The organism is Mesorhizobium sp. 113-3-3, from assembly GCF_016756495.1.
Lineage (GTDB): Bacteria > Pseudomonadota > Alphaproteobacteria > Rhizobiales > Rhizobiaceae > Mesorhizobium.
In genome coordinates this window covers 5027702-5041027 of the sequence record NZ_AP023243.1, presented here as the reverse complement: position 1 = coordinate 5041027, position 13326 = coordinate 5027702, and the positions used below count along the sequence as shown (strand labels likewise).

Genomic DNA, 13326 nt, shown 5'->3' with positions numbered 1-13326 from the left:
GCATTAATTCCCTCGCGCCGCCGCCAGCGCGCCGGGCAATTCCTCGGCGAAAATATCCAGTTCGTGGTCGAGGCCGACGCTGACGCGGATGCAGCGGTCGAGCCCTGGCGCCATCGGCTTGCGGATGAAGACGTCGCGCGACAACAGCCCCTGCAGCACTTTCAGCGCGAAGGCACCATCGTGGCCGCAATCGATGGTGACGAAATTGGTCGCCGAGGCCAGCGGCTTCAACCCGTTCTGCCCGGCGATATCAGCGATGCGCTGGCGCCCGGCGGCCACCCGCGCCACCACCGTCTCGAGATAGGCCTGATCGGCAAGCGCCTCGAGGCCGGCGATCTGCGCCATGCGGCTGACGCCGTAGTGGTTGCGGATCTTCTCGAAGTCGCGGATCACCTGGACCTCCGCCACCGCATAGCCGCAGCGTATCCCTGCAAGCCCATAAGCTTTTGAAAAGGTGCGCATGCGTATGACATTCGGCCGCGAGATATCGATCGGCGGCAGGGCCGAGGCCGGCCCCAATTCGCCATAGGCCTCGTCGAGCACCAGCATGGTGGTCGCCGGCAGCGCTTCGATGAAGCGGATCACCTCGTCAGCTTCCCACCAACTGCCCATCGGATTGTCCGGGTTGGACAGATAGACCAGTGGCGCCTTCTCCTTGACGACGGCCGCCAGCAGACCGTCCAGGCTTTCGCGGTCGTTCTCGTAAGGGACGGTCACCAGCCGCCCGCCGACACCGGCAACATGGAAGTTGAAGGTCGGATAGGCGCCGAGCGAGGTGACCACCGCATCACCAGGCGCCACATACATACGCGCCACCAGGCTGAGCAGGCCATCGATGCCTTCGCCGACAACGACATTCTCGACCGCCACGTCGTGATGCGCGGCCGCCGCCACCTTCAGCTCGTAGTTATCGGGATCGCAATACATCCACTGGTCGCGTGCGACCTGCTCCATGCGGGCAATGACGCGCGGCGACGGGCCAAAGCTGCTTTCATTGGCGCCGATACGGGCGCGAAAAGCCCGCCCGCGCTCGCGCTCCTGCGCTTCCGGGCCGACAAAAGGCACGGTCGACGGGAGGGCTGCAATGATCGGCGAGAGGGCAGGGCGCTGACGCATGGTGGGAGCTCGCTTCAAAAAGGGACTTCTTGCTAGCGTGGCCGGGCTGGCCGTGCAAGCACCCCGCGGCTTCCAGCCGTAACCCTGGATTCCGTCACCCCTTTTTGCTAGCGAAGGACGATGAACAATCGTCTGCCGCCCGCCTGGTCCAGGCATCTTAAGGTCCAAATCCTGCCCAAAAAGGCCGGGTCTATGAAAACCGGCCTGCCAACACCGTCGCCGATGCCTAAAATGTCAGGCGCGCAGGACGATGACACGCTGCTGCGTCGGGCCATAGAGTTGCAGAGGGCCAACCGATTGCCGGAGGCTGAGGAATTATGCCACCGCATTCTGACAAGAAAACCCAACCATGCGTTAGCTCTGTATGTACTTGGCACGATAGGGCTGAATTTTGATGACGAGTTGGCCCTGGAATACCTGAGCCAGGCGTGCTCTGAAATGCCCGGTAATCCATACTTTCAATTCACATTGGGCGAATGCTATTTGAAACTCGGTGATTATTTGCCGGCGATAGCGCATTTGCAGCGAGCCTGTGAATTAAAGCCCGATATGGTCGAAGCCCTGTGTGCTTTAGGGCGGGCCTATGTCGATTTTGACAAGGGCGAGATGGCTTTGCCAGTCTACCAAAAAGCGCTTGAGCTAAACCGAGATCACCCCCTGGTCCGAATAGGATTGGCGCGTATTCTGATAGATTTGGGAAGAATGGAGGAGGCGACAGCATATTTGGAAGAAACAATCGCCCGGCGCGAAAACGTGTCCGCTGCCTACATGGCTCTTGTGAACATTCGAAGATTTTCGACCGCGCCGCCGGAGCTCGATTCCATTTTAACCGAACTTAGCAATTCGCCCAACTCAGCGGACGAAGCATATAACCTCCATCAGGCCGCGGGCAAGGTTTTGAACGATCTTGAGCGTTATGACGAAGCGATAGAGCATTACCTGAAAGCAAAGGGGTTCAGGGCTCAAACTTGTGACATTGAGTCCTACCGCAGGTGGGTCGATTCCATGATCGCCTTGTTCGATACGGAGTTGCTAGCGACCAAGGCCGGATATGGCGATCCATCTGAGGTGCCTGTATTTGTGCTCGGGATGCCGCGCTCTGGCACAACCTTGACTGAGCAAATCTGCTCAAGCCATCCAGACGTACACAGCGCCGGAGAACTCACCAAACTGGGCCGAATTGCTGTCTCCACAAATTTGAAGATGGAGTTGGGACCAGCTTTTGGACAAATGGTCAAATTGATGACCGCCGAGCGATCTCAGATTTTCGCTGAAGAATATCTATCCAACTTGCGAATTTATTCGCCGCTCGCATCTCGAATTGTTGATAAGATGCCGCACAATTTTGAAATAATAGGGCTCATTGGTATTCTTTTTCCCAACGCTCGCATAGTTCATTGTAGGCGAAGCCCAATTGACAGTTGCTTGTCGTGCTTTGTATCGAGCCTGAAGGGTACTCATACTTATACATCGGACCTCACGACCCTTGGACTTTATTACCGTGAGTATCATCGTCTCATGTGTCATTGGAAGTCTATTATGCCAGGGAGAATATTCGATAATAGTTATGAAGATCTTATTGCGGATCAGGAAGGGCAGTCTCGGCGTCTGATAAATCACCTTGGGTTAGCCTGGGATAACGCATGTCTCCGCTTCTTTGAAAAAGAGGGGTCCGTCAAAACACTTAGCCACTGGCAGGTCCGCCAGCCCATTTACTCGTCGTCCGTTAAGCGGTGGAAGAACTATGAAGGCAAGATCCAGCCGTTGATCGAAGCCTTAGGCGACTTGGCTGACGTTTGACCTCAATAGCGGGCGATGTGGCGAGAATGCCATTACCCCCTCAATCTTACGGTGAAACTTGGGACTTTGGATCTTCATTGCCTAGTTTCTTTTACGAAATGTTTGAGAATAGACAGTCGCGTTTTCTTTAAATTATCTCGCCCATAGTCGTTGTGAATTTCGTGGACCGATTTTCTGGCAGGCAACCAAAAAACAGGATGCTTAACGCCTGTTCGAGTGTCTGAACGCTTCGAGCGGCCGTGCTTTAGTCTTGTTGAGGAATCTCCTTTGCATCCCCGCGACAGCGATAGCATCGATGCGGTCGCGGAAGGCCTGCGGCCTAATCCACACGTCGGAAGGGTTCGTACGGATCGAGTTGCGAGCAGGCACTTGGCAGAGGCGGCGTCCGAATTTGCTTTGCTTGCAGGAGCGCATCTAACGTTCCTCAACGGCTTCTTGCTGGAAACAACATGACAATCGTCCGCTGCCAACTTGGTTGCCAGCGCCTGAAAGCTGGCCCGGCTATGAAACCTAAATTGCCGAAGCCAAATCCGTCCTGCCAATGCAGCAAGAGTGAACTCGCTGCCTCGCCTGAGCGGACGATGCGACTCTTGACTGAATTCTTCGCCGCTAGCCTGTAAGGTTGGGTACCTAAAAAAGCTTCGAATGGGCTTAGAATTATAGATTTGGTTGGCCTTTTTTGCTAGCGAAGGACCATGAACAATCGTCTGCCGCCCGCCTGGTCGAGGCATCTGAAAACTCCGTCCGGACCGAAAAAATCGCAGCCGAAAATCGCCCAACCGAAGGCAAGCACGCTATCCCAAGCGCAGGCCGATGATGCACTGCTCAGGCAGGCCGTCGAACTTAATCGGGCAAATCGGTTGCTGGAGGCGGAGGCACTGTGTCAGCGCGTATTGGCTCATGCCCCGCGACACCCTCTCGCCTTGTATCTCTTGGGAACGTTTGCGCTCGGCCTGGACGACGAGATGGCCATCCGGTGTTTTGAGCGGGCGGTGGAAGCAGCGCCTCAAAACCCACACTACCATCTGGCGTTGGGTGAAACCTATTCGAAAGTCGGCGAGCACTCCGGTTCAATCAAGCATTTTGAACGTGCCTGCGAGCTGAAAGCCGACTGGGTCGAGGCGCTTTGCGCGCTGGGCCGCGCCTATACTGAATTCGGCAAGGCCGATATCGCGGTGCCACTCTATCGGAAAGCGCTCAAGATCGACGGCGCCCGTCCCGCTATCCAAATGGGGCTGGCCAATGCGCTTGTGAGCCTCGGCCGAATGGACGAGGCGACAACCCATATGAAGGAAGCGATCAGCCGTCGCCAGGATGTCGCGGCTGCTTACAACGGCCTGGTCAGCATCCGAAAATTCACGGAAGAGCCGGCCGAACTCAAATCAATCCTGGCTGAGCTAAGAAATCCGGCGCTTGATAAGAAAAGCATACAGCAGCTCCATCATGCGGCGGGCAAGGTGCTCAACGATCTCAGACGCTATGACGAGGCAATGGACCACCTCCGGCAGGCAAAACGCTCAGTCCCCCGCTTTGACCTGGAAGCCTATCGCCGCAGCATCGATTTCATGATCGAACTGTTCAGTCCGCAGATGCTGGCCGCCAAGGCCGGACATGGCAGTTCATCCGAAGTGCCCGTCTTCGTGCTTGGCATGCCGCGTTCGGGCACTACCTTGACCGAGCAGATCTTGGCCAGCCACCCCGATGCTTATGGCGCCGGCGAGCTGACAAAGCTGCGGCGTATCACCAACAGGCTCGCGCCCAAAACACGCTCGCCGGAGGAATTGCGCAGATCGATCCTGGACATGACGGTCGATCAGTCGAAGTCCCTGGCTGAAGAATATCTCGCCCACATCAGGCAAAAATCGCCGGAAGCTTCACGAATCGTCGACAAGTTGCCTCATAATTTCGAGCTAGTCGGCTTGATAAGGCTCCTGTTCCCCAAGGCGCGCATCATTCACTGCCGCCGCGACGCCATCGACAATTGCCTTTCATGCTATTTCCTGAGTTTCAACGAGGACAATAGCTATACCGCCGATCTTCACACGCTCGGACTGTACTACCGCGAGTACGACCGGCTGATGCGTCATTGGGATACGGTTTTTCCCGGGCAGATCCTGCAAAACCGCTATGAGGACATGGTCGCCGATCAGGAAAGGCAATCTCGCCGCCTGATAGACCATCTGGGCCTGCCCTGGGACGACGCCTGCTTGCGATTCTTTGACAAGGGCGGTTCGGTGAACACGTTCAGCCGCTGGCAGGTTCGGCAGCCGATCTACACCTCGTCCGTCAATCGCTGGAAGGCTTATGGAAGCGCAATCCAGCCGCTGGTCGATGCGTTGGGCGATTTGGCTGGGGTCTGATCCTGCACGAAAGCTCTCCCAGGGTCACGCGACCATGTGATGGAGCTGTCTACCGGCTGAGTCGCTAGACGCCCGCAAACCTTCACAGGAACAGGCACCCAGTCTGGTGGCAGTAGGTCTGGATTTTTGATGTGCCCCATGAAAAAACCCGGCGGTTGCCCGCCGGGTTTCGATTTCGACGAGGCGAAATCTGTTAGAAGTCGCGCTGGAAGCGGAGGATGCCGCCAACGTTGTTCTTCTTGGTCGCGCTGACCCAAACCGAGTCGTTGTCGATGGCGCCCTGGCCAACACGCTGCCAGTCGGCTTCCGCTGTGATCGTGAAGCCGGGAACGACGGTGTAGGCGACGTTCGCCGCGAGGCCGATGTCTTTCCAGTCGTCATACGAGGCCTGAAGGTTGAACGAGGTCTTCTCGTTGAACTTGTAGGTGCCGCCGCCCCACACTGCCCAGTTGCCGCCCCACAGCTTGTAGAAGCCGCGGCCGAGCGCGTCGATGTTATTGGTTGGGTCGTTGAGGTTGTTGTCCGAACCGTAGCCGACCATGGCGAACAGCGACAGTTCGTTGGACACGTTGACGTCCAGGCGAACCTTGCCGGCGACTTCTTCGTAGTTGCTGTCATAGGCGACAACGCCCGTGATGGCGCCCCAGCCCTGCGTCCACTTCAAGCCGCCGACGACATGCGGAACATAGCTGTCGATTGTATCGGAACCTGAGCCTTCTTCGAGCGAGACCACGGCCGACAGGCCATTGCCGGCGTCGAAGTAGTACTGGATGACGTTGGTCTGGAAACCGCCATAGGGGACGATCGTGTCGTTGATGACGTTGCCGGCGTAGCCGATGAACGTATCGAAGGCCGATTCGTCAGCACCGACGCGCAGACCGCCGAGCTGGATCCAGGCGAATTCAAGGGCGCTGCTCTTGTTGCCAGCCCGCCAGCCGGCGGTGCCGGCGTTGGGATTTGGCTCAGTTCCGCCCGCGAGCGTTGAGCTGCCATAGTCGCCGTAGTTGTTGCCGAAGTTCATGCGATACTCGGTGTAGGTCTTCAACGTACCGAGTTCGGTTTCCTGACCGGTCCAGGTCTTCAGCGTGAAGCGAGTGTTTTTCCAGTACGTCGAGTTGTCGTCGCCGTGCATGTGATCCGTGACGTGATTGACGCCATCGAACGAGCCGGCATCGCCGACGCCGATGTCTTCGCGGACATAGCCGCCGATGCGCAGGCAGGTTTCGGTGCCGGGGATGTAGAAGTAGCCAGCGCCGTAGACGTCGCAAATCTTGACGTATTCAGCGGGTTCCGGCTCGGCGACGACGACGGCGTCGGCGGCGCGCGCACCGGAAACTGCGATCAGGGCCGCAGCGGAGCCGAGAAGAAGGCTCTTGATGTTCATTTTCTGACCTCCAGTCAGAATCGGGAGTACAGGTCGGCGAAAAACGGATCGAATGGCCGTTTTTCTTTTTATCTCAGATAGATAGCATCCTGGGCCGTCGGTGGGACGCAGTTCGCCAAAATCGCTTGCTCGCAAAAGTCTCGTTTGTCCGGTCGTCAAATACCGCCCCAACTGCCGTGCATTGGTCTCGGTTTCGACGGTAACACACGCCTTCAAGGCGACAGCCAGATGAGACTTGGTCGACGTTAAACAGCCTGGTTGATGTGATTCGAAGCGCGCAGTGCGAAGCAAGGTGGCGGAGAGGATGGGATTCGAACCCACGAGAAGCTTTTGACCTCTACTCCCTTAGCAGGGGAGCGCCTTCGACCACTCGGCCACCTCTCCGTTGCGCCGCTGGATAAAGAAAAGCGCCGGCACAATCAACAAGCCCGCGTCATTATATGGAAAAATATCAGGCGAACCGAACCACGCCTTTCCCAGGTTGGGCGGTTCTGCGGCAAATCCCTGGCCAATGACTCGCGGCCTTGCCTTGATTCCGTCAGCCGGTTGCCGGATTCGGTTGGAAATAGGCGGTTGCGGCAGCCCCGATGGTTAACGAGAGCTTTCTGAGTGAGGCCAAATCGTGTCATTTGTGCAACAACGCTGGGGGATAGCAGCCGAACAGCCCTTTCGCCGGTACGATCGTGGTTGAACGCCGCCGCCTCATGGGTAATGTCGAATTCGAAGGAGCGGCGCGGTGCGCATCTTTTTCGGTAGTGGGGATGGGGCAGGGAACGCTGTCCTTCAGCAAAGAATACCCAGACCCGTTTTTTAACTTTTGACTGGAGGTCAGAAAATGAACATCAAGAGCCTTCTTCTCGGCTCCGCTGCGGCCCTGATCGCAGTTTCCGGTGCGCGCGCCGCCGACGCCGTCGTCGTCGCCGAGCCGGAACCCGCTGAATACGTCAAGATTTGCGACGTCTACGGCGCTGGCTACTTCTACATCCCCGGCACCGAAACCTGCCTGCGCATCGGCGGCTATGTCCGTTACGACATCGGCGTGGGTGATGACGAATCGTTTGATGGTGCGTCGACCACTGATAAGCAGGACGGCAGCGTCAACCAAACCTTTCAGAAGAATGCCCGCTTCGCGCTGAAGACCTGGACCGGTCAGGAAACCGAACTCGGCACCTTGAAGACCTACACCGAGACCCGCTTCAACTTTGGCAATCAGGGCGGCTTCGGTCACTCCTACTCTATCGATGGCACTACTCTTGGTGCCGGCCCTGACAACTTCGCTTACAACAAGGGCGTTTCGCTGAACTTCGCCTGGATCCAGCTTGGTGGTCTCCGCGTCGGTAAGGACGAGTCGGCCTTCGATACGTTCATCGGCTACGCTGGCAACGTCATTCAAGACACGCTTGTTCCTTACGGCTCGTTCGACACCAATGTCGTTCAGTACTATTTCGACGCTGGCAACGGCTTTTCGGCCGTGGTTTCGTTGGAAGAGGGCTCGGGTAGCTACACCATCGACAGCTATGTTCCGCATGTCGTCGGCGGTGTGAAGTGGACGCAGGGTTGGGGCGCCATTACCGGTGTTGCGGCCTATGACAGCAACTTCGGAGAATTTTCCGGCAAGGTCCGCTTGGATGTGAATGCCACCAACGAACTGTCGCTGTTCGTCATGGGCGGTTACGGCTCTGAGGACTTCAACGTTGGCGGCTTCCAGCCGAACCCGTCTGGGCACAACTTCTTCAAGCTCTGGGATGGCAACTGGGCCATTTGGGGTGGCGGCAGCTACAAGTTCAACGAGAAGACCTCGTTCAACGTGCAGGCGTCGTATGACGAAGGCAAGAAGTTTGGCCTCGCAGCCAACGTTGCCTACGACATCGTTCCCGGCTTCACCATCACCGGCGAAGTTGACTACATCAATGCTTCGAACAGCGACTATCACTCCAAGTTCGATGGCATCGGCGGTATGCTCCGCTTCCAGCGCTCGTTCTAAGGGCTGGTTCCTTACAGGTGAAATCCAGCCCGGGCGCACAAACGCCCGGGCTGTTTTTGTTTCGTGACTGGGTCAACGCAAACGAAGGAAGAGGGGGAATCGGTAGCTGAACAGGTCCGCAGAGTGATTTCGTGGGATTCGCAGATGGGCGGATGAGGTCACAACCGCGTGATTAAAATCTCTTGAAAGGACGCTTCCAAGCGGATAGGGCTGATCTATCCACTCGGGGGTGTGACGAATTATGACCAACGAAGCGATCCAGGAGGCTAGTCCCTCAGATCCGTTTTCGATGTTTTCTTCTCAGAATTCAAAGATCAAATACACCTACAACAAGATAAGAGAAGTAAAGTCGTACCGAGTCCGAGAGCTTTTTTCAGCCTATCGAGACATACTGTGGGATGATGGGCGGCATAAATACAATGTCAGCTCTTTCATTGGCGAAATAGACGAAATCCTCCTAGGGGAGCATTTCAGCGCCTTTGACCAAAGTACCCTTGATAACCTTATCGGCACCTTGCGCCAGCGCGGCAACAGCAACGCAACCATCAATCGAAAGATTGCTGCCCTCAGCAAACTGCTGCGCAAGGCTTACAAGATGGGAGATATCCACAGCCTGCCCGAGTTCCGCCGACAGAAGGAGCGGGCGGGACGGATTCGCTTCCTCGAGAGGGAGGAAGAGGCAAGGCTGTTCGCTGCCATCAGAAGCCGCAGCGAGGATGCCTACAGGCTTTCCGTCTTCCTGGTCGACACTGGATGCCGTCTCGGCGAGGCGCTCGGACTGATCTGGAACGACATCCAGGAACATCGCGTCTCCTTCTGGATCACCAAATCCGGCCGCAGCCGCACGATTCCGATGACGGAGCGGGTCAAGGAAGTCATCAAGCTGCCCCCCACCGAGGGCCGCCGGCCCAAGGGGCCGTTCACCAAGCTCAGCCAGGCGCAATATCGTGCCATCTGGAACGAGGCGAAGGCTGAAGTCGGTCTTGGCGCCGACGATCAGGTGGTACCGCACATATTGCGCCACACCTGTGCTTCACGTCTTGTCCAGGGCGGCATAGACATCAGGCGCGTGCAGATGTGGCTCGGCCATCAGACCTTGTCGATGACCATGCGCTACGCGCATCTGGCGACCAATGATCTCGACGGCTGCGTTGTGGTGCTGGAAACGCCGCGAAGCGAAGCGTCGCCGCACGACACCGAAAGCTCGTTGTTCTCGTCTCCATTGACCGCGGCTTCGACGCCAAAGCGGGGCAAGACAGGCGAGGCGGGGGCGGCCAAGCCAGCAAAAGCGTCAGGGAAAAGCTCGAAAGCCAAATAGTTCGTAAGACCTGCATATACTGTCATGACGACCCTAAGACCAGATCTGGCCTTAGGGCTTACTTTGTTTGATGTCTGCGCTGAGCCCTATCAAGGAAGGTCGCTATATCGCCGGGCAAGCTGCCCGTTTCGAGGAATGGCGCGTGGCCCTGGCCCTCGACCGTGATCGCTTCCATCATCGGATGGCGCTTTCGCATCCCATCCATGGTTTCAGCCGACAGCAATTTCGAATTGGCGCCGCGGATGGTGAGCAAGGGAATGCCCGCCAGCGCCTCGAACTGCGGCCACAGCGCCGGCAATGGTTGTGACAGGTCGAGACCGGCGACCGTGTCGGCCAGTTTCGGATCAAAATCCGGCAACAGCCCTTGATCCGTCTCGCGGTAGAGCGCGCCCACCATCCGAGTCCAGTCGGCGTCTGTAAGTGCGGGAAAATCCTTGGCGTGAACGCTGCGCTGGGCATCCAAGGCCTCGATGAAGGTTTTCGGCGTCGGGGCGCGTTCGAGATAGGACTGGATGTGGGCGAGGCCGGCCGTTTCGATCGCCGGGCCTATGTCGTTGAGAACAATGGCTTTCAGCACGGCCGGCCGCAGCGCGCCAAGCACATGGATGATCAGCCCGCCACGCGAAGTGCCGATGAAAGCGGCCTCCTCGATGCCGAGTGCGGTCAGCCCGGCAAGGACATCGCCGGCCTCGACGCCGACATTGTAGTGGCTGACATCGGGATCGTAGGCTGACCGGCCGCGTCCGCGATAGTCGAAGGCGACCACCTTGCGTGATGCCGGGGATCGTGTCGAAAGATAGAGCGCCAGCTCATGAAAATCCCGCGCGTTGCGGGTCAGACCGGGCAGGCAGACGACCGGCCAGCGCCCGGAATTAGCATCGCCATACACGCGCGCATGAAGTCTCAGCCCATCTGGCGCGGCGTAGAAGAAATCGGAAAAGCCTTCGGTGTTCGACATCTGGACACGATTCCTTCCGCTGCTTGCCTGACTGCTACAGGCGAGGGCGGGGAGCGTCAAATGAAGGCCTTTCGTACTCCCTTGTGGGGGCTGAAGGGCGGGCGAGGCGCGTGACTTGCCCAAGGCAGAGGATCGGCGCGCCGCGCCGAGACGGATGAGAGGTGGGGGACGGAGAGAGGCGGTGGTGTTCCATGGCCCCCATCCGTCGCCTTGGCGACACCTTCTCCGACAAGCGGAGAGGGACAGAAAGGCCTCAACTGCGCCCGTTCACCAGGTCGCCGACGATGTCGTATTTGCCGGAAATACGCATCTTGTAGACTTCGTAATTCTCCATCACACGCTGTACGTAACTTCTTGTTTCCGTGTAGGGAATTCGTTCGATCCAGTCGACCACCGCATCGATGTCCTTGCCGCGCGGGTCGCCATATTTCGCCACCCACTGGCTGGCCCGATTGGGTCCGGCATTGTAGCCGGCAAAGGTCAGCACATAGGAGCCGTTGAAGCGGTCGAGCTGCTCGCCAAGGAAGGCCGAACCGAGCGTGGCATTGTAGCCTGCGTCGGTGGTCAGCCGCGCTTGAGAAAACTGCAACCCGGCCTTCTTCGCCAGTTGCTTGGCGGTTCCCGGCATCAGCTGAAGTAGCCCGCGCGCGCCGGCGCTGGATACGGCGCCGATGTTGAATTCGCTCTCCTGGCGGGCAATTGCATAGGCCAGCGCCTTGCCCGAGCCGGAAATATTGGCCGAATCAGGGATGACGCCGAGCGGGTGCGACAGTGCGCCGACATCGATGCCGCGCGCGCCGGCGATCTTGCCGACCTTCAGCGCCATGAAATGATTGTCCTGCTTTTCGGCAAGGACGGCGAGCAGCGCCAGTTCGCCTGGGCTGGTCAGCTGCCCGGCGAGGTCGCGATAGAGCGTTTCGGCATAGCGGTCATAGCCTGCCTCCTGCAGCCGCTTGATGGCGCTGACAGCCTCGCGGCCGGCAAAATTCTGCCGGTCGGCGGCACTTGGCGTGGGATAGACGATGTTGAGCGCCTGCCTTCCGACACGTTCGGCGGCGAGCTGGCCATAGAAAGTCGTGCCGTAAGTGGCGGCGCGCCCAAAATAGTCCTTGGCATTGCCCGGGCCGCCGACTTCCGCCGCCCGGCCAAGCCAGTAATAGGCGCGCGACAGGGTCATCGGCCCCTGGGCAAGGTCGGCGATGCGCGCAAAATGCGTCGCGGCAAGCTTGGGATCATTCAGGCCTCGCAGCGCATACCAGCCGGCATGGAACTCGGCTTCGGCTGCATTGGCGGCACTTTCGGCGGCATGCGTGGCGACAATCCTGTACGCCGTCTTCATGTCGCCCTCGTCGACCAGTTCGCGCGACAGCACCCGGCGCTCGACCCACCAGGCATCCGGATCGACCAGAGCCTCGCGGTCCGTCGGCGCCTTCATGACTACGGCCGCGGCGCCGCCAAAGTCATCCTGCTTGCGCATATATTCGGCCTGCGCGAAGAAGTAGCCGGCAGAACGCTGGGCCGCCGGGACCGCCTTCAGCAGTTTCAGCGCATTCTTGTCGCCTCTGTCGGCCGCGGCCCAGGCCTCGGCAAACTGCTGGGCGCCGGCAAGGCCGGCAATGCGCAGCGCGGAATTCACCCGGTCGGCATAGAACATGCGGTCCAGGCGAAAACGGTGGTCGGCGGCAGGGATCAGACTGCCGAATTCCTTGATCAGCGCCGTCTCGTCCTTGGCTTCCAGGATGGTGGTGCGCCAGAACGGCGACAGCACCGAGCGCGCCGCCTTGACGTTGCCCGTCGCCACATAGGCGCGGGCGAGAACCATGACGCCTTCGAATGTCTGCGGCTGGCTGCCGTCGAATGCCGCAATGACGATGTCGGGAGCGGGGTTCTCCCGGTAGAGCGCCCGCTCGCTGTTCTTGCGCAAGGCAATTGTGCCCGGCCAGTTGGGCAGCATCTTCGCGGCAGCGGCGATGTCGCCGCTCGGAACCTTGTCGCCACCGTAAAGCGCGATCGCCCAAGCCAGTATGTGCTGGTCGAGCGATTGAGCGGGAAGCGCATCGCGCACGCCACGGGCCCCGGGAATATCGCCGGCGGCCAGTGAGTCGAGCCCCGTTTTCAACAGCGCGACGCTGGGTGAGGGGGCCTGCTGCCCACTATCCTGCGGGCTCTGGATTGGGATCGCCGAGGTGACCCGCGCATCCACGCTGCCGCTGATCGCCACGCCGGGCATCAGCGCGGCGACGGCTCCAAGCAGCGCGAAGAGGTGGGGCCGACGGGTCGGCATGATCTCGTGTCTTTCCCTAGTCCAGCATTCTACCAGCAGGCGAAGATGCCTCGAAGCCTAAACTTAGGTCGTGAACGGCTCGTAAACAAAGAGTTATCGAGGCCGTTCGAATTGCGCTCGCT

At 58.8% G+C, this 13326-nt stretch carries 8 protein-coding genes and 1 tRNA gene; 4 read left to right on the top strand and 5 right to left on the bottom strand.

Translation table 11 applies throughout. From position 1 onward, the window contains the following. Positions 1–3: 3 nt before the first annotated feature. Positions 4–1116 carry a pyridoxal phosphate-dependent aminotransferase gene (locus tag JG746_RS24870; protein ID WP_202355127.1) on the bottom strand — a complete coding sequence of 371 codons (1113 nt, stop codon included), beginning with the start codon at positions 1114–1116 and terminating at the stop codon, positions 4–6. A gap of 120 nt (positions 1117–1236) precedes the next feature. On the opposite strand from JG746_RS24870, the gene JG746_RS24865 reads away from it, so the two are divergent. Further along, positions 1237–2916 (top strand): tetratricopeptide repeat-containing sulfotransferase family protein, encoded by a 1680-nt coding sequence (locus JG746_RS24865; protein ID WP_202355126.1) that lies wholly within the window; start codon positions 1237–1239, stop codon positions 2914–2916. Positions 2917–3611: 695 nt separating this feature from the next. Beyond that, the gene (locus tag JG746_RS24860; RefSeq protein ID WP_202355125.1) at positions 3612–5276 is read left to right on the top strand and encodes a tetratricopeptide repeat-containing sulfotransferase family protein; all 1665 of its coding nucleotides are present in this window, start codon (positions 3612–3614) and stop codon (positions 5274–5276) included. 193 nt (positions 5277–5469) lie between these two features. Here JG746_RS24860 and JG746_RS24855 read toward each other — a convergent pair whose 3' ends face one another. Together JG746_RS24855 and JG746_RS24850 are read right to left on the bottom strand one after the other, a co-directional pair. Further along, on the bottom strand, positions 5470–6660 hold the full coding sequence (locus JG746_RS24855) for a porin (RefSeq protein ID WP_064985030.1): 1191 nt from the start codon (positions 6658–6660) through the stop codon (positions 5470–5472). Positions 6661–6953: 293 nt separating this feature from the next. Continuing rightward, positions 6954–7044: transfer RNA gene (locus tag JG746_RS24850), tRNA-Ser, on the bottom strand. A 451-nt stretch (positions 7045–7495) separates the two neighbouring features. Here JG746_RS24850 and JG746_RS24845 point away from each other — a divergent pair. Then, positions 7496–8644 carry a porin gene (locus tag JG746_RS24845; RefSeq protein ID WP_202355124.1) on the top strand — a complete coding sequence of 383 codons (1149 nt, stop codon included), beginning with the start codon at positions 7496–7498 and terminating at the stop codon, positions 8642–8644. Between the two features lie 241 nt (positions 8645–8885). Continuing rightward, positions 8886–9962, top strand: a complete 1077-nt coding sequence (locus JG746_RS24840; protein ID WP_202355123.1) for a tyrosine-type recombinase/integrase — start codon at positions 8886–8888, stop codon at positions 9960–9962. Between the two features lie 58 nt (positions 9963–10020). Here JG746_RS24840 and JG746_RS24835 read toward each other — a convergent pair whose 3' ends face one another. Continuing rightward, the gene (locus tag JG746_RS24835; protein WP_202355122.1) at positions 10021–10920 is read right to left on the bottom strand and encodes an alpha/beta fold hydrolase; all 900 of its coding nucleotides are present in this window, start codon (positions 10918–10920) and stop codon (positions 10021–10023) included. Between the two features lie 253 nt (positions 10921–11173). Continuing rightward, on the bottom strand, positions 11174–13204 hold the full coding sequence (locus tag JG746_RS24830) for a lytic transglycosylase domain-containing protein (protein ID WP_202355121.1): 2031 nt from the start codon (positions 13202–13204) through the stop codon (positions 11174–11176). Between the last annotated feature and the right edge of the window lie 122 nt (positions 13205–13326).